Annotated in this window: 18 protein-coding genes; 12 read left to right on the forward strand and 6 right to left on the reverse strand. The window is 65.3% G+C overall.

What is annotated here, in order from left to right; genetic code table 11:
- Positions 1-39: 39 nt before the first annotated feature.
- From hutG to E6C48_RS05775, 8 genes are all read left to right on the forward strand, one after another.
- Positions 40-840 (forward strand): N-formylglutamate deformylase, encoded by an 801-nt coding sequence (gene hutG / locus E6C48_RS05740; RefSeq protein WP_136354927.1) that lies wholly within the window; start codon positions 40-42, stop codon positions 838-840.
- A gap of 15 nt (positions 841-855) precedes the next feature.
- Positions 856-2,541, forward strand: a complete 1,686-nt coding sequence (hutU, locus tag E6C48_RS05745; protein ID WP_136354929.1) for a urocanate hydratase — start codon at positions 856-858, stop codon at positions 2,539-2,541.
- 9 nt (positions 2,542-2,550) lie between these two features.
- Positions 2,551-3,120 carry a HutD/Ves family protein gene (locus E6C48_RS05750; protein WP_136354931.1) on the forward strand — a complete coding sequence of 190 codons (570 nt, stop codon included), beginning with the start codon at positions 2,551-2,553 and terminating at the stop codon, positions 3,118-3,120.
- Positions 3,121-3,181: 61 nt separating this feature from the next.
- The gene (locus tag E6C48_RS05755) at positions 3,182-3,667 is read left to right on the forward strand and encodes a hypothetical protein (RefSeq protein WP_136354933.1); all 486 of its coding nucleotides are present in this window, start codon (positions 3,182-3,184) and stop codon (positions 3,665-3,667) included.
- Between the two features lie 121 nt (positions 3,668-3,788).
- Entirely contained in the window at positions 3,789-4,667 is an 879-nt protein-coding gene (locus tag E6C48_RS05760) for an ABC transporter permease (RefSeq protein WP_136354935.1), read from the forward strand.
- On the forward strand, positions 4,664-5,506 hold the full coding sequence (locus E6C48_RS05765; RefSeq protein WP_136354937.1) for an ABC transporter permease: 843 nt from the start codon (positions 4,664-4,666) through the stop codon (positions 5,504-5,506). Before E6C48_RS05760 ends, E6C48_RS05765 begins: the two co-directional genes overlap by 4 nt.
- Positions 5,503-6,645 (forward strand): extracellular solute-binding protein, encoded by a 1,143-nt coding sequence (locus tag E6C48_RS05770; protein WP_136354939.1) that lies wholly within the window; start codon positions 5,503-5,505, stop codon positions 6,643-6,645. Before E6C48_RS05765 ends, E6C48_RS05770 begins: the two co-directional genes overlap by 4 nt.
- A 4-nt stretch (positions 6,646-6,649) precedes the next feature.
- Complete coding sequence (locus E6C48_RS05775; protein ID WP_136354941.1) at positions 6,650-7,813, forward strand: ABC transporter ATP-binding protein; 1,164 nt, start codon at positions 6,650-6,652, stop codon at positions 7,811-7,813.
- A gap of 18 nt (positions 7,814-7,831) precedes the next feature.
- Here E6C48_RS05775 and dapF read toward each other — a convergent pair whose 3' ends face one another.
- Positions 7,832-8,731 (reverse strand): diaminopimelate epimerase, encoded by a 900-nt coding sequence (dapF, locus tag E6C48_RS05780; protein WP_136354943.1) that lies wholly within the window; start codon positions 8,729-8,731, stop codon positions 7,832-7,834.
- Positions 8,732-9,097: 366 nt separating this feature from the next.
- Here dapF and E6C48_RS05785 point away from each other — a divergent pair, with 366 nt between their 5' ends.
- Entirely contained in the window at positions 9,098-11,428 is a 2,331-nt protein-coding gene (locus tag E6C48_RS05785; protein WP_136354946.1) for a membrane-bound PQQ-dependent dehydrogenase, glucose/quinate/shikimate family, read from the forward strand.
- 24 nt (positions 11,429-11,452) lie between these two features.
- On the opposite strand, the gene E6C48_RS05790 is transcribed toward E6C48_RS05785, so the two are convergent.
- The 4 genes from E6C48_RS05790 to E6C48_RS05805 form a co-directional block, all read right to left on the reverse strand.
- The gene (locus tag E6C48_RS05790) at positions 11,453-12,568 is read right to left on the reverse strand and encodes a helix-turn-helix transcriptional regulator (protein ID WP_136354948.1); all 1,116 of its coding nucleotides are present in this window, start codon (positions 12,566-12,568) and stop codon (positions 11,453-11,455) included.
- 160 nt (positions 12,569-12,728) lie between these two features.
- A complete protein-coding gene (locus E6C48_RS05795; protein WP_136354950.1) occupies positions 12,729-14,066 on the reverse strand; it encodes an AcvB/VirJ family lysyl-phosphatidylglycerol hydrolase in 1,338 nt (445 codons plus the stop codon).
- Entirely contained in the window at positions 14,063-16,681 is a 2,619-nt protein-coding gene (mprF, locus tag E6C48_RS05800; RefSeq protein WP_168734455.1) for a bifunctional lysylphosphatidylglycerol flippase/synthetase MprF, read from the reverse strand. Before mprF ends, E6C48_RS05795 begins: the two co-directional genes overlap by 4 nt.
- 182 nt (positions 16,682-16,863) lie before the next feature.
- The gene (locus E6C48_RS05805) at positions 16,864-18,402 is read right to left on the reverse strand and encodes a DegQ family serine endoprotease (RefSeq protein WP_136354954.1); all 1,539 of its coding nucleotides are present in this window, start codon (positions 18,400-18,402) and stop codon (positions 16,864-16,866) included.
- Here E6C48_RS05805 and E6C48_RS05810 point away from each other — a divergent pair.
- Positions 18,401-18,616, forward strand: a complete 216-nt coding sequence (locus E6C48_RS05810) for a hypothetical protein (protein ID WP_136354956.1) — start codon at positions 18,401-18,403, stop codon at positions 18,614-18,616. The two genes, E6C48_RS05805 and E6C48_RS05810, sit on opposite strands and share 2 nt — an antisense overlap.
- A 193-nt stretch (positions 18,617-18,809) precedes the next feature.
- On the opposite strand, the gene uxuA is transcribed toward E6C48_RS05810, so the two are convergent.
- Positions 18,810-20,000: a mannonate dehydratase gene (gene uxuA / locus E6C48_RS05815; RefSeq protein WP_136354958.1), complete on the reverse strand. Its 1,191-nt coding sequence runs from the start codon at positions 19,998-20,000 to the stop codon at positions 18,810-18,812.
- A gap of 213 nt (positions 20,001-20,213) precedes the next feature.
- On the opposite strand from uxuA, the gene E6C48_RS05820 reads away from it, so the two are divergent.
- Both E6C48_RS05820 and E6C48_RS05825 read left to right on the forward strand, forming a co-directional pair.
- Positions 20,214-20,663 carry an Rrf2 family transcriptional regulator gene (locus E6C48_RS05820; RefSeq protein ID WP_136354960.1) on the forward strand — a complete coding sequence of 150 codons (450 nt, stop codon included), beginning with the start codon at positions 20,214-20,216 and terminating at the stop codon, positions 20,661-20,663.
- An 85-nt stretch (positions 20,664-20,748) separates the two neighbouring features.
- Positions 20,749-20,925: an MFS transporter gene (locus E6C48_RS05825; protein ID WP_136354962.1), complete on the forward strand. Its 177-nt coding sequence runs from the start codon at positions 20,749-20,751 to the stop codon at positions 20,923-20,925.
- The last annotated feature ends 111 nt before the right edge of the window (positions 20,926-21,036 follow it).

Raw genomic sequence — 21,036 nt, forward strand, 5'->3', positions numbered from 1 at the left:
GTGGGGGTGCACGACGGTCGAAATGAAGGAGTTCCGCCAATGACCTCCGTCGTCGAAGTCCGCCGCGGCTCCTCGCCCGTCGTCCTCGGCTTTCCGCACACCGGCACGGACGTCCCGGCCGACATCCGCGCGCGGCTGAACGACAACGGCCTGCTGCTCGCCGACACCGACTGGCACATCCACCGCCTCTATGACGGGCTGCTGGACGACGCCACCACCGTGCGCGCCACCTTCCACCGCTACGTCATCGACGCCAATCGCGATCCGGCCGGCACCAGCCTCTATCCGGGCCAGAACACCACCGGACTGGTCCCGGAAACGGATTTCGACGGCAAGGCGATCTGGAAGGACGGCGAGGCGCCGACCGATCAGGACATTGCCGCGCGGCTGGCGGAATTTCATGCGCCCTACCATGCAGCACTTGCCACCGAGATCGAGCGGGTGAAGGCGCTGCACGGCGTGGCGATCCTCTACGATTGCCACTCCATCCGCTCGCATATTCCCTTCCTGTTCGAGGGTAAGCTGCCGGACTTCAACATCGGCACCGATATGGGCAAGACCTGCGCGCCGCAGATAGAGGCGGCGGTGGAGGTCACCTCTGCCGCGCAGGGCTATACCTCGATCCTCAACGGCCGCTTCAAGGGCGGCTGGACCACCCGTCATTATGGCCGCCCGCAGACGGGCGTCCACGCCATCCAGATGGAACTGGCGCAGTCCACCCATCTGGCGACCGAAACCGTCCCCTTCGCCTATGACGAGGGCAAGGCGGATCGGTTGCGCACGCACCTCAAGACCCTTTTGCGGCGGCTGGAAGCGCTCGCCGCCGACCTGAAACCCTGATCCGGGAGAGCGAAAATGTCCGATCCGCGCCACAATGAACGTGAAGTCCGCAGCCCGCGCGGCGACCAGCTCAGCGCCAAGAGCTGGTTCACCGAAGCGCCCTTGCGCATGCTGATGAACAACCTCGATCCGGACGTCGCCGAGCGGCCGCATGAGTTGGTCGTCTATGGCGGCATCGGCCGCGCCGCCCGCACCTGGGCCGACTTCGACAAGATTGTCGCCACGCTGAAGACGCTGGAGGAGGACGAGACGCTGCTGGTCCAGTCCGGCAAGCCGGTGGGGGTCTTCAAGACGCACAAGGACGCGCCGCGCGTGCTCATCGCCAACTCCAACCTGGTGCCGCATTGGGCGACCTGGGACCACTTCAACGAGTTGGACAAGAAGGGCCTTGCCATGTACGGCCAGATGACGGCCGGCTCGTGGATCTACATCGGTACCCAGGGCATCGTGCAGGGCACTTTTGAGACCTTTGCCGAGGCCGGCCGCCAGCACTATGGCGGCAACCTCAAGGGCAAGTGGATTCTCACCGGCGGCCTCGGCGGCATGGGCGGCGCGCAGCCGCTGGCCGCCGTCATGGCCGGCGCCTGCTGCCTGGCGGTCGAATGCGACGAGACGCGCGCCGATTTCCGCCTGCGCACCCGCTATGTCGACGCCAAGGCGCACACGCTGGACGAGGCGTTGGCGCTGATCGACCAGTGGACGAAGGCCGGCGAGGCGAAGTCGGTGGCGCTGATCGGCAATGCCGCCGAAATCTTCCCCGAGCTGGTGCGCCGCATGAAGGCCGGCGGTCCGCGCCCCGACATCGTCACCGACCAGACCTCGGCGCACGATCCCATCCATGGCTACCTGCCGCTCGGCTGGACGGTCGCCGAATGGCGCGCCAAGCAGGAGAGCGACCCCAAGGCGGTGGAGAAGGCCGCGCGCGCTTCGATGAAAAGCCACGTCGCCGCCATGGTCGATTTCTGGAACGCCGGCGTCCCGACGCTCGACTACGGCAACAACATCCGCCAGGTGGCGCAGGAGGAAGGGCTGGAAAACGCCTTCGCTTTCCCCGGCTTCGTGCCGGCCTATATCCGCCCGCTGTTCTGCCGCGGCATCGGCCCGTTCCGTTGGGCCGCCCTGTCGGGCGATCCGGAGGACATCTACAAGACCGACGCCAAGGTGAAGGAGCTGCTGCCCGACAACAAGCACCTGCACAACTGGCTCGACATGGCGCGCGAGCGCATCGCCTTCCAGGGCCTGCCGGCGCGCATCTGCTGGGTCGGCCTCGGCGACCGGCACCGCCTCGGTCTCGCCTTCAACGAGATGGTGGCCAAGGGCGAGCTGAAGGCGCCCATCGTCATCGGCCGCGACCACCTCGACTCGGGCTCGGTCGCCTCGCCCAACCGCGAGACGGAAGCCATGAAGGACGGCTCGGACGCCGTCTCCGACTGGCCGCTGCTCAACGCCCTGCTCAACACCGCCTCGGGCGCCACCTGGGTGTCGCTGCACCATGGCGGCGGCGTCGGCATGGGCTTCTCGCAGCATTCGGGCATGGTCATCTGCTGCGACGGTTCGGAAGACGCGGCGCGGCGCATCGGCCGCGTCTTGTGGAACGACCCGGCCACCGGCGTCATGCGCCACGCCGATGCCGGCTACGACATCGCGCTGGACTGCGCCCGCGAGCAGGGCCTGCGCCTGCCCGGCATCCTCGGCAACTGAGGTCGCGCGATGCGGTTCGTGCCGAGCGCCGAATTCAGGGCGATGCCGTGGAAGAACGGCCTCGGCGTCACCCGCGAGGTGGCGCTGGGTGGCGATGCGGCCACCTTCGACTGGCGCGTTTCCATCGCCACGGTCGGCGCCTCCGGTCCGTTCTCGGCCTTCCCCGGCATAGACCGCACCATCGCGGTCCTGAAGGGGGAGGGGATGCTGCTCAACGTCGATGGCGCAAGGCATGAACTGCTCGCCGCCGGCGAGCCGTTCTCCTTCGCCGGCGAAGCGAAAGTCCACGCCGACTGCATCGGCGGCGAGACAACCGATCTCAACATCATGACACGGCGCGCATCTTTCGCCCATGTGATGACGCGCCGGCGGCCGGCTGAGCCCTTCACCTTCACCGGTCCGGCCGGCCTGACGTTCCTCATCTGCAACGGCCCGTTCCGGCTGGAGATCGCCGGCAAAGACCACGCCGCGCAGCCGCTCGACGCCGTCTGCGATATTGCGGAAGGCGACCGTCTGCGGATCGAGCCGCAGGGGCAGGCGGACCTGTTCCAGATCACGGTCGGGCAGGCACCGCACTGAGGCTTGGAAAATCCCGCTCCCATGCGCTACCCCAGACGAAGAGAGATTCGGGGAACGCGCCATGGCCAAGACCGTCAGCAGCTTCGTGCTCATCACCGTGCTCACGGCGCTCCTGATGGCGCTGTCGATCGCGCTGGCCCGCCACGGCTATGCGAGCTTCGGCGCGCTGGGCGCCCGGCGGCTGGACGGGCTGGCGAGTGCCGCGAGCTTCATCCCGCTGGCGGCCATCTATTTCTTCGGTGTAGCGCTTCTGATGATCCTGCCCTTGCGGGCGGCCGCCTTCGTTCTCGTCAGCGGCGTGGAGCCCGTCTACTGGGCCGCCGTCGTGCTGTTCGCCACCATCGTCGGCTGCCTGCTCGCCCGCGTCGCCTTCGGCCAGACCGGGGCTCTGAAGGTGCTGCTCGACTGGCAGTTCGTCTTCGTCGCGGCCGTCGTCGGCTGCCACGCCATCCTCAACGAACTGCGCCGCAACGTGCTCCTGCGCAGCCTTGCGCTGGTTCTCGCGATTGCCGCGAGCCTAGCCTGCCTGTTCTGGACTTTCAGCTAGCGGCGGCCGCTGGACGAACGAAATTCTGCGCAAGCCCTGTGGACATCGCCGTTCCGATGACCCAATCTTGGCCGCGGGAACAACAAGCGCCGCGCAGACGGCGCCGGTATCAAGAGTACGCATGACCAAGGGATGGACATTGTACGACCCACGGCTGGCATGGATGCTGGTCGCGCCGGTCCTGCTGCTGCTGATCTTTTTCCTGCTGCTGCCAATCGCCATGATGGCGGTCTACACCTTTTTCACCTTCGTCACCGCGGGCGTCGAGCAAGGCACGCTGACGGTCGCGAACTGGCACGAGTTCTTCACCGACAGCTATTATCACGGCTTTCTGTTGAAGACGCTGAGGGTGGGCGCGATGACGGCGCTCATCTGCGGCGTGTTCGGCTACTTCCCCGCCTATTTCATCTGGGCGACGACCTTCAAGCACAAGTGGCTGCTGCTGCTTCTCCTGATCGTGCCGTTCTGGATTTCCTTCACCATCCGCACCTTCTCCTGGATCAATATCCTGGGCGAGCAGGGCGTCATCAACGTTACGCTGCTCAGGCTCGGCCTGATCCATGAGCCCCTGCAGATGCTCTACACCGAGGGCGCGGTCATCCTCGGCCTGTTGCACTTCCTGCTCCCCTACATGATCCTCAACGTCTATGTGAGCCTGGAAAGCATCGACCGCACGCTGATCTCGGCGGCCCGTTCCATGGGCTGCACCAGCGCGCAGGCTTTCCGCGAGGTGACGTTGCCGCTGTCGCTGCCCGGCCTCGCCGCAGGCCTCTTGCTCTGCTTCGTGCTGGCGGCCGGCTCCTACGTGACGCCGCAACTGCTCGGCGCCGGACGCGACGCGCTGTTCGGCAACCTCATCTACGACACCATCATGGGCCAGTTGAACTGGCCGATGGGCGCCACGCTTTCCATCGTCCTGTTCGTCGTGCTCGGCTTCTTCGCCGCCATCTACACCCGCTATATGGGCATGTCGCAGATCGTGAAGGGGCTCGGCGGATGACCGCGCGGACGGGAGACAAGGAAGGCAGATGGGCCTGGCGGCTGACCGGCTTCATCACCGTCTGCGTCTACATCTTCATGTTCGCGCCGATCATCGCCACCGTCGTCCTGTCGTTCAACTCCTCGATGTTCGGCGGCTTCCCGATGACCGGCTTTTCCCTGCAGTGGTATGTCAAGCTGCTGGGCAACGAGCAGGTGCTGGCGGCCTTCCGCACCTCGCTGTGGATCGCGGTGGTGACCGCCATCGTCACCACCGCCGTCGGGCTGGTGACGGCCTTCGCGCTGGTCCGCTTCGATTTCCGCGGCAAGCAGATACTGTCGACGCTGGTGATCCTGCCGGCACTTGTGCCCGAAACCATCCTCGGCGTCGGCCTGCTGGTGCTGATCAAGGCGGTCGACCAGCCGCGCACGCTGCTCATCCTGGTGCTCGGCCACATCCTGCTGGCCGTTCCCTATGTCGTGCTGATCGTGCAGGCGCGCATGGTCGGCGTGCGGCGCGTCTACGAGGAGGCTGCCCTTTCGCTCGGCGCCTCGCGCCTGGCCTCCTTCCGCGAGATCACGCTGCCGCTGCTTCTCCCGGCGGTGATCGCCGGCGCGCTGCTCGCCTTCACCATCTCCTTCGACAACACGTCGGCCAGCCTGTTCTGGCGGCCGGCCGGCGTCGAGACGATGCCGACGCAGATCCTGTCGATGCTCAAGATATCGATCAGTCCCGAGATCAACGCGCTCGGCACCGTCATGATCCTGGTGACGGTCGGCATTCCGCTGATCGGCGGCCTGATCCTGCAAAGCCTTACCCGATTGAAAAGACGTGGTGAACCCAAGGAGGAAACGCAATGAAACTCACCGACACCAAGCGGCTGGAAAGGCTGCACGATCGCTACATGAACGGCGGCCTCGACCGCCGCGCCTTCCTCGGCCTGACTGCTGCCGCCGCGACGTCCGTCGGTCTCACGATGCCGTGGATGGGACGCGCGCTCGCCGCCGTCACCGAAGTGCGCTTCGACGGCTGGGGCGGCACCGTGCAGGACGCGCTCGATAAATACGCTTTCCAGCCCTACACCAAAAAGACCGGCATCAAGGTGGTGCAGGGCACGTTCGGCGACGAGAACGAGATCATCACCAAGGTCAAGACGGCGAAGCCCGGCGACTTCCAGGTCGTCCATTCGTCGGGCGTCAACTATTACATTAAATACGTCAACGCCGGCATGACCTCGGAGATCAACGAGGCCAACATCCCGAACATGGCGAACGTGCTGCAGCCGATGATCGAGCCGTTCCGCAAGCTGACGCCGAAGCTGTCGGCCGTTCCTTACGATTATGGCACCACCGGCATCGCCTACAACACGGATGTGATCTCCGCCGAAGAGGCGAAGGAACAGGGCGTCAAGATGCTGTTCGACAAGAAGTACGCCGGCAAGATCGGCGGCTATGCCGATATGACGACGCGCGTCTGGTATGCCGCGCTCGCCACCGGGCAGGACCCGAACAAGATCGAGGACATGGACGCCATCTGGGCCAAGGTGCGCGAACAGCGCGACATCGCCAAGAAGTTCTGGGGTTCGGGCGCCGAACTGATGGACCTGCTCTCCAAGGGCGAGATCGTGGTGACCGACGCCTGGTCGGGCCGCGTCGCTTCCCTGCAGGATCAGGGACATCCGATCGGCTACCTCGACCCCAAGGGCTCCTACGCATGGATGGAGGACATGCTGGTCCTGAAGGGTTCGCCGATGGCGGAATGCGAGGAACTGATCAACTTCATGCTCGAGACGGATACGTCGATCGCCGTCGCCGAAGGTCAGGGCTATCCGCCTTCGCTCGATCCCACCAAGGTGAAGCTCACCGAGAAGATCGAGAAACTTCCGGCTTTCGATTCGACCGGAAAAATGGAAGCGCTGACCTTCGCCGATCCGAAATACTGGGCGGACAACGAGGACGCCTGGCAGAAGCAGTGGGACCGTATCGCGAAGGGCGCCTGAGCGCATGACAACCACCCAGCAAACGCCCCGGCCGGCTTCGGCCGGGGTTTCGGCCCAGCCGGCGGATGGCTCCGCCGCCGGGGCGGACCGGCACGCGGTCGAGTTCCGCGACGTCCAGATCGCCTATGGCAAATTCGTTGCCGTACGCGATTTCTCGCTGTCGATCGCCAAGGGCAGCTTCGTTACCCTGCTCGGCCCCTCCGGCTGCGGCAAGACGACGATCCTGCGCTCCATCGCCGGGCTGGTCGACATAACCAGCGGCCAGATTTCCATCGGCGGGCGCCGCGTCGACGATGTGCCGATCTACAAGCGAAACATCGGTCTCGTTTTCCAGAGCTATGCGCTGTTTCCGCACAAGACGGTGTTCGACAACGTCGCCTTCGGCCTGAAATACCGCAACGTGCCCAGGGCCGAGATCGCCCGCAAGGTCGGCCAGGCGCTGGAGATGGTGCGGCTGCCGGGAGCTGAGAAGAAGCTGCCGTCGCAGCTTTCGGGCGGCCAGCAGCAGCGCATCGCGCTGGCGCGCGCCATCGTCTTCGAGCCCGAGGTGCTGCTTCTCGACGAGCCGCTGTCGGCGCTCGACGCCAACATGCGCGAGGAGATGCGCGTCGAGATAAAGAAGATCCAGAAGGCGACCGGCATCACGGCGATCTTCGTCACGCACGACCAGGAAGAAGCGCTCTCCATGTCGGACCGGATCGTCGTCATGAACGCCGGTTCGATGGAGCAGATCGGCACGCCGCAGGAAGTCTATGATACGCCGGCCACCGCCTTCGTCGCCGACTTCCTCGGCAAGGCGAACATGCTGGCCGGCACCGTGAGTGCCGTCGACGGGGCGAAGGCCACCGTCGCGCTGGCGGCCGGGCAATCCGTCTCGGTCGTTTCTCCCCGGCCGCTTGCGCAGGGCGCCGCCGTGACGGTCGTCGTGCGGCCGCAGAAACTTTCGGTCGCCCCGGGCTCCGGCGAAAACCGGCTGTCGGGCCGCGTCGTCTCCACCTCCTATCTCGGCGGCAGCGCGATCTATGAGATTGACCTTGGCGGCAAGACGATCGTGCGCGCCAACAACGCCATAACCGGCCGGCTGGCGCGCGAAGGCGAGACTGTCGAGGTCGGCTTCGATCCCGCCGGCTGCGTGCTTCTGGACGACAAGGGGCTGCGCATCGCCTGAGGTGAGACCGGCCGCGCGTCAGTCGAAATCGTACACCGTCTCGGCGACGACGAATCCCCGGCAGCAATACGCAACCGGGCCGGACATCACCGCCGTCGTGTCGTGGATCTCGATCTGCAGCGGCCCGGCCGGCAGATGCACGGTGAAGTGATCGCTTGTCGTCAGGCCCTTGCGGCGCGCGGCGAAGGCGGCGACGCAGGCGCCGGTGCCGCAGGCCTGCGTGGCGATGCCGGGTCTCTCCCAAACGGCGAGCCGGATCGTCGAGGCGTCCACGAGTTCCGCCACGCCGACGTTGACGCCCTCCGGAAACAGCGGGTCGTCATGGATGGGGGCTGCGTCCCGCGCCAGGTCGACGGCGGAAAGATCGTCGACGAAGAAGACGACATGCGGGTTGCCGATCCACAGGCCGATGCCGTGCCGCAGCGGGCCGCTTTCGACCGGGAGGTCGGCCATGTCGACTTCGTGCGACAGCGGAAAATCGCGCCAGTTCCAGCCGATGGGGCCAAGCTCGACACTGACCTCCGTGGCGCCGGTGCGGCGGCATTTCAGCATGCCGCCTCTCGTTTCCAGGGCCAGCGTGTCCGCCCCGCTTTCCTCCATCAGCAGATGGGCGACGCAGCGCGTGGCGTTGCCGCAGGCCGAGACTTCGCGGCCGTCGATGTTGAAGATGCGCATGGCGGCGGGGGCGCCGGCTGCAACGCCGTCCGCCGATGGCGGCTCGATGGTCAGCACCTGGTCGCCGCCAATGCCGACCTGGGGATCGCAGATCCTGACGATGTCGCTGCGCGTGAAAGCGCGGCGATCCTCACGACGGTCGAAGATGACGAAATGGTTGCGCAGCCCGTGCATCTTGACGAACGGCCGCTCGCCGCTTTTCGCCGTCGGCGCCGGCCTCGCAAGGGTCAAGGTATCGATCATCGCGTCTTTCCAGATCCGGAAATCGAGGCGGCGGCCCGCCGCTCTGTCCCGGCATGATGAGAAACCGGACCAGCCTACACGGATCGGCGAACAGGCAACAGGTGAGGGCGCCACTCGGGCCTGGACAAAAGGCAGGGCCAGCCGAAACAAGTGATCTCAGAACGGCGTCGCCGGCGTCGATTTTGCCAGCGCCATCCCTGCTCGCCGCAGTCGAGCAGCGATGGGCGACCCATCTCTTTGTTTCAGCCGCGTTTGGGCGAGGCCAGACGATTCCGTCCGGTTGCAAAATGCTCTAGGGTGCCGCTCGGGGGTTGACTCGCGGCAGCCGGAAGCGCCGCCTCGGTCGAATGCCATCGGAGTGGGACAGTGAATATTCTTGCCAGATTGTATCTCCTCGTTCTGGCCCTCATCGGCCTCGGTCTGGCCGCCGCCGGCGCGTGGCTGATAGGTCTCGGCGGCTCGCCTTACTACTGCATTGCCGGCATCGCCTATTTGGTCTCGGCCTTCCTGCTGATGCGCGGCAGGGCGGCTGGCGCCTGGCTGGCCGTGCTTGTCGCGATCCTCTCAGCGCCATGGGCGTGGTGGGAAGCCGGCAACGATTTTTGGGGATTGTTCTCGCGGTTGATGTCGCCGATTGCCCTGGCCGGCTTCGCGCTGCTCTTCGCGCCCTGGCTTGCCGGCGGGATTCGCCGCGCCACCGGTGCCGGCGGAGCGGTCCTCGCCGCCATTCTCTTCGCGGTGGGATTCGGCATGGCTTTCGTGCCCCACGGCATCGTCAGCCCGTCGCCGGAGATCGCCGCCTACACGCCGGCCAAGGGTGACAACGCCCCGTCGGACTGGACGTCCTACGGGCGCACCACCGAAGGCCTGCGTTATTCGCCCTTCGACCAGATCAACCGCGACAATGTCGGCCAGCTCGAACTGGCCTGGACCTATCGCACCGACAACAACGGCATCGGCCTCGACCAGAACACGCCGCTGCAGATCGGCAACCTCATCTATTCCTGCAACACCAGCAACGTCATCGCCGCCCTCGACGCCGATACCGGCAAGCCGGCCTGGAAGTTCGATCCCAAGGCGTCGGCGCCGTTCTGGCAGCGTTGCCGCGGGCTCGGCTATTACAAGGTGCCGCAGGCCGAGGAGGTAGCCGGCAAGCTCTGCAACGAGCGCATCATCGAAACGACGATCGATGCCCGCCTGCTCGCCATCGACGCCAAGACGGGCGAACCGTGCTCCGAATTCGGCGACAACGGCACGGTGGCTCTCTCCCAGGGCATGGGCGAGGTGAAGTCGGGCTTCTATTTCCAGACCTCGGCGCCGCTGGTCGCGCGCAACCTCATCGTCATCGGCGGCTGGGTGGTCGACAACCAGGAGGTCGGCGAGCCGTCCGGCGTCATCCGCGCCTTCAACGTCGTCACCGGCGCACTCGAATGGGCGTGGGACCTCGGCAATCCCTCGATCACCAAGCTGCCTCCGGAGGGCGAGACCTATACGCGCGGCACGCCCAACATGTGGACGACGGCCGCCTTCGACGACAAGCTCGGCCTGATCTATGCGCCGCTCGGCAACACCACGCCGGACTACTACGGCGCCAATCGTCCGGCTTTCTCGGATGAATACAACGCCACCCTCGTCGCCCTCGACGTGACAACCGGGCGCGAGCGCTGGAAGTTCCAGACCGTCCACCACGACATCTGGGATTACGACCTGCCGTCGCAGCCGGCCCTGCTCGACGTGCCGGACGGCAAGGGCGGCACGGTCCCGGCCGTGCTCCAGACCACCAAGCGCGGGCAGCTCTTCCTGCTCGACCGCGAAACCGGCGAGCCGCTTGCCGAGGTGCAGGAAAAACCCGTGCCGCAAACCGGCGGCGCGCCCGAGGAGAAGCTTTCGCCGACGCAGCCCTATTCGGTCGGCATGCCGACCATCGGCGCCGAGCGGCTGACCGAGCGCTCGATGTGGGGGCTGACCATGTTCGACCAGCTCGCCTGCCGCATCCAGTTCCGCAAGCTGCGCTATGAAGGCGATTTCACGCCGGTCGGCCTCGGCTATACGATCGAGCAGCCCGGCAACATAGGCGGCCTGAACTGGGGCAGCGTGTCGGTCGACGTTCCCAACAACCGCGTTTTCATGAACGACGTCAGGGCGCCCAGCATCTTCTCGCTGGTGCCGCGCGAAGACTATCCCGAATTCGCCAAGAAGGCCCATGCCGACGGCACCGGCCACGGCCCGTCGCCGCAGCAGGGCACGCCCTACGGCATGGCGACGGAGATGTGGACCTCGCCGCTCGGCGTGCCCTGCGTCCATCCGCCCTTCGGTACCATCACCGCCGTCGACATGACGACGCGCAAGGTCGCCTGGCAGGTGCCGGCCGGCACCGCCGAACAGCTTGGCCCGCTGGGCTTCAAGTCGCACCTGCCGATGCCGATGGGCCTGCCGACCTATGCCGGGACCAGCGCCAGCGCCGGCGGGCTCGTCTTCTTCGCCGGCTTCCAGGACTATTATCTGCGCGCCTACGACGCGGCCGACGGCAGGGAACTGTGGAAATATCCGCTGCCCGTGGGCTCCAGCGCCACGCCGATGACCTACGTGTCGCCGGCGACCGGAAAGCAGTACGTCCTGATATCCGTCGGCGGCGCCCCGTACTCGGCCGACAAGGGCGATTACGTGATGGCCTTCACCCTGAAGGAGAAATCCTGAAGCCGCGTCAGCGGCGCTCCGGTATCAGAGCAGGCGACCCAGGAGCGCGATCAACTCGCTCTGCTTGTGGATGCCGGTCTTGTGAAAGATCGCCTTCAGCCGTTGCCTCGCCGTTTCAAAGGCTATTTCAAGCATATCGGCCGACTCTTTCAGGGAATTGCCGAGCAAAAGCATCTCGCAAAGTCTCCGTTCGGCGCGCGTCAGACCGAAGGCGGCGCCGAGCTCGTCCATCGTGTCGGTTTCGGCCGGCTTGGACAGGTTCCGCAGGACAAGCAGGAAGAGCGGGCGCCCGTAGAAAGGTGAACGAATTTCCACTCTCTTGGGTAGCGGCACGACGCCGATCTGGTAGGAGCCATCGGTTAAGAAAATCCGGGTGGTCGCATCCGGTTCCAAGCCGGCCGCGAGAAGGCGAAGCGTGTCCGACAGCCAGCCATTGATGCCGGGTGCCGTGACGCAAAAGCAGCCTGCTCGTATCGTGACAAGCTTCTGCCGGCGGAATTCGAGTTCGGCAGCCGGATTGGCGTCACGGACCCTCAACTGGTCGTCGACGACGCACGCAACGTCGCCGGAGCGGGAAACGAGCGCGGCAGCCGACCTTTCGCGGTCCACGGTCTGCCCGAACAAGCGCGTTGCTTGCATGGATCGGCTCAGGGGCCTGCTGATGCGACGCAGCAGTTCCAACGCGGGCTCGTCATATATGCCGGCCCGATCGATCCCGTAGTTCAGTCCCACGAAAGCGAGGTTCTCGCGGTTCGTTTCCAAAATGAGTGCGGTCGCGGCACGCAAGTCGCGCGGCAGCCAATTGTAGAATTCCGTATGGCTGAAACTGCTGGATGGACAATCTCTTTCGCTGACGAGCACCGTGCCGGACGGTGCGGCGCGTAAAGGCTGCACCCAAGGGTTCAACCCACTGTAGTGCTGTCGATAGCTGGCCTGGTAGTCCGGACCCAAATTCAGGATGCGGTCGTATTCAATCCTCAGCCGCCGCAGGTCGTAATGCTGAAATGCAATGCAGGCGCCTGGAAATGCTCCGCCAAGAATCTCAATGAAATCATCCCATGCAGTCGCATCGAACACTGCGCCATCGGCAATCTCGGCGATCTGAGCGGATGTGTCGGTTATGAATTTCTGATCGAACACTATATTTCGCAATTTCATCCCAGCCGACTGTGATATTTACCACGCAGGGGGCAAGTCATTCTAGCGAAATCGCCGAAAACAGAAGCATACACCAGGCCGGTGCATCGCGACGCATGTTGAAAAAATGGGCAAGCCAGTAATTTGGGTTGCGGCGGCCGATTTACAGCCGGTCCAGGAACTTCTGTGCTATCGCCTCGTAGTTGCCGTCGAAGTGATGGCCGCCGTTGGTTTCGATATGGGTGAATGTCCGTAAAGCCGGATCGCGGCAGGCGCTGGCGTCTTCGTCTTTGCCGGAAACGCAGATGACGCGTTCGACCGGCAGGGAGGCGATCGCTTTGGGGATATCGTAGCCGCTGTCGTCGATACCGAGCCAGCCCGAAATCGTGACCTGGAAGGACGTGGACAGGCCCGGCGCCATCAGGGCGATGACTTTGGTGCGATCCTGCAATGCCTTCGGCAGCAGCGGCCAGGCGAAGGGAATGGTGTCGGCGCCGAAAGAATAGCCGATCAGCATCACCGGCAGCTGGCCGGTCGGGTCCGCGGTCTTGACGAGCGCGCCGACATCGGTCGCGAGGTCCTGCGGCGTGCGCTTGGCCCAGAAATAATGCAGCGCGTCCAGCCCGACGACATGAACGCCTTGCGTCGACAGCCATTCGCCGATGGTCTTGTCGAGGTCGCGCCAGCCGCCGTCGCCGGAGACGAGGATGGCGACAGCCCTCGGCTTGCCACTGGTGGCCGGCAGGTCGATGGCCGGCAGCTTGCCGAAAGGCTCGATCGCATCGGCCAGCGACGAGACGGCGGTGACGATCTGGCCGGCCGGATCGTCCATATCCAGCGCATCGACGGTGATGGTGTCCTGTGCCGACGCCTGGCCGCGCACGACATCGAGCGAGGCTTCGTCGACGAAGAGCGAGGCAGGCTCCGGCAACGCCACGTCGAAGGCGTAGCTGTAGCCCTTGCCGTCCGTCGCCTTAGTGGCGGTGGAGCCGGGGCAGAAGGGTAGCCTGAGCGTCAGCCTGTTGGCGAAGCCGGCGGCGACGGCACCGCCCAGCGTGTTGGCCGGCGCGTCGGCTAGCGCCGCATAGGCGAAGGTGGCTCCCTCCCCTCGCCCGACGACGATCGGCGGCAGGTAGGTCTGGATGTCGAGCTGGCGCTGCGCGGTCTGCGCGAGGTCGGTGATCTCGCCGACGACGTAGAGGCATTGGCCGTCCGCTCCGTCGAGCGCCCGCGCATAGGCGGCAAGGTCGACGCCCAGCACAACGTCGCCGTCCTTACGCAAGGCAGCGGCGACGGCATCGTCGGCGGAAGTCCAGCCGCCACGGTCGGAGAAATAGACGACCATCGCCTTCGGCGCTCCCTCGGAGGGCAGAAGCCGCACGTTCTCCAGCCGCCCGGCGCTCACCGTGGGCGCGGCGGGCGGTTGCGCCGATTGGGCGGAGGCGGAAGCCGAGCCGATGGCTGCAAAGGCAGGAAGAAGAAAGGCAAGAGAGTGTTTCATCGCTTGAAGATCCTGATGGGGCTGCCGGAAATGAGCGTGGTGACGTCGAGCAGGACCTGCGCCATCGCCAGACCGCCGGGACAGGCCAGGTATTGCGGCGTCCAGACCGGGTCGAACTTCTGCTTGAAGGCGCGCAGGCCCTCGAAATTGTAGAATTCGTCCCCGGCCCGGTAGATGAAGGTACCGACGCGGCTCCAGGTAGAGGCGAGCGGATGATCGGCGAGACCGGCCAAGGGTGCCGCGCCGAGGTTGAACCACCGGTAGCCTTCGGCCTTGCCGTAAAGCAGCAGGTGGGCGAACAACGCCTCCATCATCACTTTCGAGACACCGGGCCGGTAGCGCATCAGGTCGATGGAGCACTCGTCGCGGTCGCCGCTGCGCCACAGATTGGCGAAGGCGACGATTTCGCCGTCCCTGCTCAGTACCGCGCAGTCGAACTCGCTCATATAGGCGTCGTCGAAATAGCCGAGCGAGAACCCCTTCTCATGGCCGTTCTTGCTCTTCAGCCAGGCGTCGGACACGGCGCGAAGCTGCGGCAGCGCGTCCGGCACCTCGGCCTTGGGGATGACGGAAAAGGCCAACCCTTCGCGCGTCGCCTTGCCGATGGCGTAGCGCAGCGGCTGCCGCACGGCACCCTCCAGGCAGAAGCCCGTCAACTCGACGCGCGCCACCTCGCCGATCTTGAGGATCGCCAGGTTCATGTCGAGGTAGGCGGGCAGGAATTCCGGCTGGACGGCATAGAACACCGCCCTGACGCCGGCGTGGTCGGCGGCCTCGGCGAAGCGCCAGATCAGCGCCCTGGCGGCCTTGGGGTCGCCGACGGGATCGCCCATGGTGATCCAGCTCCGGCCTGAGACGGCGTACATGAGGAAGGCCCTGCCGCTGGTCGACACCATGAATGTCTTGTCGCCAAGCAGCGCCAGGCAGGACTGTGTGTCGGACGACGTTTCCAGGACATGGCGCACGGCCTCAGGGACAGGCTCCGGTCCGGCGCGTTTCGCTTGCCCCGGCCGGTTGATGATGGCGTCGGCGGCAATCGTGGCGGCAACCATGGCAAGTGCCAGCGTGGCACGCAGGAAGCGCGGGGCGTCGCCATCCCAGGCGAACTGCCACCACAGGTCCGACTGGTACTCGACATGTCGGTAGGCGAGCAGCCCGACCAGCGTGGCGGCAATGATGACGATGGCGATGAGACCGATCCAGGTCGGATCGGGGCGAAAGGAGCGCCAGTCTCCGCGCCGGTAGAAGGCTCGGCGGTACACCAACAGCACTAGCGCGACGGCGATCAGGACGACCGCCTCTTCCCAGTCGAGGCCCTTCAGCAGCGAGAAGGCGGCGCCCGACAAGAGCAGCGCTATCGCCGCGATGCGGGCGAAAGCGATGCGCCGGTAAAGGCCGCGCGCGATGACCACCAGAAGCAGGCCGGTGATCGAGGCGAGCAGGTGCGAGGCTTCGGCGAACGGCAGCGGCAGGATATCGCTCAGCCAGTCGGTGCGCTCGACGGCGGCGGGCGTGTTGCCGGACAGAAGCAGCACCATGCCGCCGGCAAAGGCGAGCGTCGCGGTGATCGGCGGCACCACATGGCGCGTCACCGCGAGCGTGCGCCCGGCAACCGTGGAGACGGTGGAGCGGACGCGGTAGATCTCGAACGCGAGCAGCGCGGAAGCCGCCAGGAGCAGCGGCAGCAGGTAGTAGACGAGCCTGAACAGCACGAGTGCGGCCACCACGTCCGGCCGGGTGCCGGCACCGAGGCCGAGCAGGATCGTCGCTTCCAGCACGCCGAGCCCGCCCGGCGCATGGCTGACGAGGCTGGCGATGATGGCGGCGACGAACAGGATGAGGAAGACCGCGTAGCCCGGCGCGATGTCGGCCGGCAGCAGCACATAGAGGGCGGCCGCAGCAGCACCGATATCGATGGCGCCGATGACGATCTGCGCCAGCGCGCTGCCTGCCGAAGGCAACGGAAAGTCCCAGCCGAGGATGGAGACCTGGTGATTGCCGCGTGACAGCCAGACGACGACGGCGGCCAGGCCGGCCATGATCGCGCCGCCGAGGATACGGTCGCCCGCCGGCGTCAGCACGGCCAGCGCCGGCAAACCGACCGGATCGAACAGAAGGGCGAGCCCGACGATGGTCGAGAGGCCGCCCCAGAAGGTGAGGAAGGAGATGCCGACGATGCGGCCGACATCGGCGGCATCGACGCCGGCCGATTGGTAGATGCGGTAGCGCACCGGGCCGCCGACGAAGACGTGGAAGCCGATGGCGTTGGAAAAGCCGTAGCCGACGAAGCCGGCGAACAGGGCAAGGCGGGCCGGCACCTTGCCGGGCGCGACGCGGCGTACCGCCATGACGTCGTAGCAGGCCATGGCGACGAAGCTGACGAAGGTGAAGGCCAGCGTCGGCGCGACCGTCTTGAACGACGTGTCGGCAAGGGCTGCCTCGATCTGGTGCAGATGCACCTTGCCGCTGATCTCGTGGATGACGAACAGCGCGATCGCCACCGCTGCCGCGCCGACGATCGGACCGAGAACACGCGGCTCGACGATGCGGTCGATGGCGCGCGCCAGAGCGCCGCCGACCTGGCGTTCTTCGGGCGAAGTGTCTGTGTCAGTCATGTCTGCGGCCGGGCCTTGCCTTGCGGGAGTCGCAAGCGCCCAGATTGTGGCAAAGGCAAGGACGGGAGTGCCCGTCTCGCCTTGCCTGATCGGTCCCCGCCCGCTGCGCATCAAGCCGATAAAGATCGTGCCCGCAGCTTGGTGACCACAGGCACGATTTTCATGTCGGAACAGGAACGATGTCAGGCGTTGCCGAACGGCACGCCGACGAACATCTCGGTGTCGCCGCGCTCGACTTGCAGCAGCACGGACTTGCGCCCGGCTTTCTCGGCCGTCTTCAGCACCTTCATCGCATCGCTGGCACTGGTCACTGGCTGCTGGTTGATCGAGACGATGATGTCGCCGCGCTGGATGCCGCTGTCGGCCGCGGGTTTGTCGTTGGCGACCCGCGTGACGATAACGCCCTCGACCGACGGATCGATGCCGAAGCGGTCGCGCATCGTCGGCGTCAATCCTGCAAATCCGATACCCAGAGCGGAATCGGACTGCATCGCCGAACCCGGCTGCGCGCCGTTGCCGTTGTCGACAGACGCCTGCTTCTCCTCGCTGCCCTTGCCGGCGGCGATGGACAGATCAAGCGACTTGCCGTGGCGCCAGACGGTGATGTCGGCCTTGTCGCCGGGGGCCATGTCGGCGACCAGCCGCGACAGGTCCTTCGGCGTGGCGATGGGCTTGCCGCCCAGCGCGGTGACGACATCGCCGCTCTTCAAACCGGCCTTGGCGGCGGGCGAGCCATCGACGACCTGGGCGACCAGCGCGCCAGACTCGCTGCTGAGGCCGATCGCGTCGGCGACGTCCTTCGTCACCGACTGGATCTCGACGCCGATATAGCCGTGCTCGATCTTGGCGCCGGTCTCCAGCTTGGCGACCACGGCCTCGGCCTGATCGGAGGGAATGGCGAAGCCGACGCCGACATTGCCGCCGTTGGGCGAATAGATGGCGGTGTTGATGCCGACCACCTTGCCGTCGGCATCGACCAACGGGCCGCCGGAGTTGCCGTGGTTGATCGCGGCGTCCACCTGGATGAAGTCGTCATAGGGACCGTTGTGCAGGTCGCGGCCGCGCGCCGAGACGATGCCGGAGGTGACGGTCGTGCCGATGCCGAATGGATTGCCGATGGCAAGCACGGCGTCGCCGGCTCTCAGCTTGTCGGAATCGCCCCAGGAAAGCGTGGGAAGCGGCTTGCCGGCATCGATCTTGACCACGGCGAGATCGTTCTTGGCGTCGTGTCCGACGAGCGTGCCCTTGTATTGCTGGCCGTCGTCCAGCGTCACCCGGATATCGGTGGCGCCGTCGATGACGTGGTTGTTGGTGACGATCATACCGTCGGACGAGACGATGAAGCCGGAGCCGAGCGCCATGGCCGTCTGGGTCGGCCGGCGCTGCTGCGGCAGGTGGCCGAACGGGTTCTCCTCGCCGAAGAACTGGCGGAAGAAGTCGTCATAGGGCGAGTTCGGGCCGAACTGCTGCTCGAACTGTTGCTGTCCATCGGCAGAGGTGTCCTGCACCTTCATCTTTGTGGTTATGGTGACGACGGCCGGTTTATCGGCCGCCACGATGTCGGCATAGGAGGGCAGTGCCTGCGAGGCTTGCGGAATGCCGGCGGCACCGGCGTCGCCGACCATCAGCGTCGTGCCGACAGCAAGTGAGACGGCCAGCAGGGCGACGCCGGCGAGCGCGAGGATGCGGTTGCGGTGAGTGGTGAAAGACTGGTTCGACATGGAATATCTCCTCGGAGGTCCCGTCACCGATGCCGCACCGGAACCGTGGAACATCGGCAAGCCGTCTGGTCGCGTCGGGTCGCGGCCGCTGTCCATTGGCCGCCGGCGTTTCCCGGCCTCGATCAAAGAGCTAGCGCTGCACCCGGCCGGCTTCAAATTAATTCGAGGTAATGAAATGAAGGATACTTATATGGATGGATTGGCCGAAAATTGAGCTTCGAAAATACTGAAATTGTCAAATTGTTGGCGTCAGAAACACGAAGCCGATATTGAATATCACGAAGCGGTTACTGGCTTTTTGCGTAGCCTTGCCCTGAGATTCGTCGGGTTGATAAAGAAGAGCCGGTTCTGGAAAGATATCGCGCGCCGCCCAAAGAGAGACGTGATCGCCACGATGGTGCAGTATCTCAGGCCGGGCGCATCGATTGAATGGCGCGGATGATGCCGCGGAGTTCGGCCAGTCCCTTGAGACGGCCGATGGCGGGATAGCCGGGGGTGACCTTCTTGTTGAGATCGTCCAGCATGCGATGGCCATGATCGCTGCGATAGACGATCTGTCGGCCCGGCTCGCGTCGGCGATCTTCTTCCAGCAGCGCCAGCAGCACCTGCACCATATCGACATCGCCGTCGAGATGGTCGGCTTCGTAGAAGCTCAGGCCGTCGGCCTCCCGCCGCGTCGCGCGCAAGTGTGCGAAGTGGATCCTGGCCGCAAAGCGTCGCACCATCGCGGGCAGGTCGTTGTCGGGCCTGACGCCGAGGCTGCCGGTGCAAAAGCACATGCCGTTGGCCACGGAAGGCACGGCCTCGAAGAGTGCCGCATAGTCCGCCTCGGTGGAGGCGATGCGCGGCAGGCCGAACAATGGTCGGGGCGGGTCGTCGGGATGCAAGGTCAGCGAGACGCCGAGACCCTCGGCCACCGGCGCGACGATCTCCAGAAACTCGATCAGGTGCCGGCGAAGTCGCGCGGCATCGACATGCGCATATTGCACCAGGCGATCGCGAAAGGCCTCGATGGAGAGTGGCTCGGTGGTCGAGCCGGGCAGGGCGCTGGTGATGTTCCTGACGATGGTCGCCTTGTCCTCGTCCGACATCGCCTCATGGATAATCCCGGCGCGTTGCCGCTCGGCCTCGTCATAGTCCGCCTGCGCGCCGGGTCGCTGCAGGATGTGCAGGTCGAACGCCGCGAAGCGGCCCCGGTCGAAACGCATTGCCGTGGCGCCCGTCGGCAAGGGATGGTCGATCTCGGTCCGCGTCCAGTCGACGACGGGCATGAAATTATAGCAGACGATGCGGATGTCGCAGGCGGCCACCGCCTCCAGGCTGGCGATCCATGCCTCGATCTCCGCCCTGGCAGCCTTGCCGGTGCGCTTGACCGCATCGGGAATGGGAATGCTTTCCACGACCGACCACGTCAGCGGCGTGCGGCCCGGCGGCGTGGCCTCGATCATCTCCTTGCGGGCGAGGACATCCTTTTCTGTCCAGGGTTGCCCGATCGGCACATGGTGAAGGGCCGAAACGATCTGGCTTGCCCCCGCCTGCCGCACCTCGTCCAGCGACACACCCGCATCCGGCCCGAACCAACGCCAACCTTCAAACACTGACAAATTCTCCATAGCCGATGCCGCGAACAGATCTCGCACTGTCCATGCAATTGGTTGGCACACTAATATATTAGTGTGCCAAGGGCAACAGATGTCCATCCCGGCACGGGCCGCTCTGTCCGTGATTGACCCTTTAGCGGCCGCGCGGCTTCGGCGGCGGGATTGACACTGCCTTGATGTAACAATAATAGTTACATCAAGGAGATCAAGATGAGCGCCAATTCCCGCCTCACCGTGGCCGTCCACATCCTTTCGTGGATGACGCTCGTGGCGCGCACGCGCGCCGATCCGGTCACGTCCGAGCGGATCGCGCTGAGCGTCAACACCAATCCTGTCGTGATCCGGCGCACGCTTGGGCTTATGCAGAAGGCCGGGCTGGTGCGAAGCCATCGCGGCGCGAACGCCGGCTGGACGCTTGCCAGAAGCGCAGGGGCCATCACGCTGCGGGAGGTGTTTGCCGCGCTCGGGGAGGGCGGGCCGTTTGCCCTGCATCCTTCGCCACCCAACGCGTCCTGCCCGGTCGGGCGCGGCATTCAGCCCGTGCTCGGCCGCGTCTACGGCGCGCTGGACGATCTGATCGAGCGACAGCTGTCACAAACGACCATCGAGCAGCTGCTCGATGAAACGCTTTCGGGAACATCTGAACCAAACCGGCCTTAGGCCTGGCGAACCGGCTCTGCGGCAGGCCGAGTTTCACATCAATTGATGTAACAAAGATAGTTACAATTAAAGGGAAGGCTCTGGCATGGATATCCGTCTGCTCGTGCTCGCTTTGGGCACGTTTTCGATCGGCACGGACAGTTTCGTCGTGGCGGGCATCCTGCCCGATGTCGCCCGTTCCTTCGACATTGAAGTGGCGGCGGCGGGGCAGCTGATCACCGTCTACGCGCTCGCCTATGCGCTGATTGTTGATTTCCGCTGAGAGCTGACCCGGGATTGAGGGATTTTTCCATTGAGAAGTGACCCATGTTTGAACCCACCCCTGCTGGTTGATTGCAGGGGACTTTGGAGTGATAGACATGGCGTTACTGAG

Source organism: Ollibium composti, from assembly GCF_004801285.1.
GTDB classification, from domain to species: domain Bacteria; phylum Pseudomonadota; class Alphaproteobacteria; order Rhizobiales; family Rhizobiaceae; genus Mesorhizobium; species Mesorhizobium composti.

Bases quoted from the DNA above. Each gene is read 5' to 3' on its own strand.
- E6C48_RS05760 (WP_136354935.1), top strand. From the start codon at position 3,789: ATGACCAAGGGATGGACATTGTACGACCCACGGCTGGCATGGATGCTG.
- E6C48_RS05810 (WP_136354956.1), top strand. From the start codon at position 18,401: ATGGAATATCTCCTCGGAGGTCCCGTCACCGATGCCGCACCGGAACCG.
- hutG (WP_136354927.1), top strand. From the start codon at position 40: ATGACCTCCGTCGTCGAAGTCCGCCGCGGCTCCTCGCCCGTCGTCCTC.
- mprF (WP_168734455.1), bottom strand. From the start codon at position 16,681: ATGACTGACACAGACACTTCGCCCGAAGAACGCCAGGTCGGCGGCGCT.
- E6C48_RS05805 (WP_136354954.1), bottom strand. From the start codon at position 18,402: ATGTCGAACCAGTCTTTCACCACTCACCGCAACCGCATCCTCGCGCTC.
- E6C48_RS05755 (WP_136354933.1), top strand. From the start codon at position 3,182: ATGGCCAAGACCGTCAGCAGCTTCGTGCTCATCACCGTGCTCACGGCG.
- E6C48_RS05825 (WP_136354962.1), top strand. From the start codon at position 20,749: ATGGATATCCGTCTGCTCGTGCTCGCTTTGGGCACGTTTTCGATCGGC.
- hutU (WP_136354929.1), top strand. From the start codon at position 856: ATGTCCGATCCGCGCCACAATGAACGTGAAGTCCGCAGCCCGCGCGGC.
- E6C48_RS05820 (WP_136354960.1), top strand. From the start codon at position 20,214: ATGAGCGCCAATTCCCGCCTCACCGTGGCCGTCCACATCCTTTCGTGG.
- E6C48_RS05770 (WP_136354939.1), top strand. From the start codon at position 5,503: ATGAAACTCACCGACACCAAGCGGCTGGAAAGGCTGCACGATCGCTAC.
- E6C48_RS05775 (WP_136354941.1), top strand. From the start codon at position 6,650: ATGACAACCACCCAGCAAACGCCCCGGCCGGCTTCGGCCGGGGTTTCG.
- E6C48_RS05750 (WP_136354931.1), top strand. From the start codon at position 2,551: ATGCGGTTCGTGCCGAGCGCCGAATTCAGGGCGATGCCGTGGAAGAAC.
- E6C48_RS05795 (WP_136354950.1), bottom strand. From the start codon at position 14,066: ATGAAACACTCTCTTGCCTTTCTTCTTCCTGCCTTTGCAGCCATCGGC.
- E6C48_RS05765 (WP_136354937.1), top strand. From the start codon at position 4,664: ATGACCGCGCGGACGGGAGACAAGGAAGGCAGATGGGCCTGGCGGCTG.
- dapF (WP_136354943.1), bottom strand. From the start codon at position 8,731: ATGATCGATACCTTGACCCTTGCGAGGCCGGCGCCGACGGCGAAAAGC.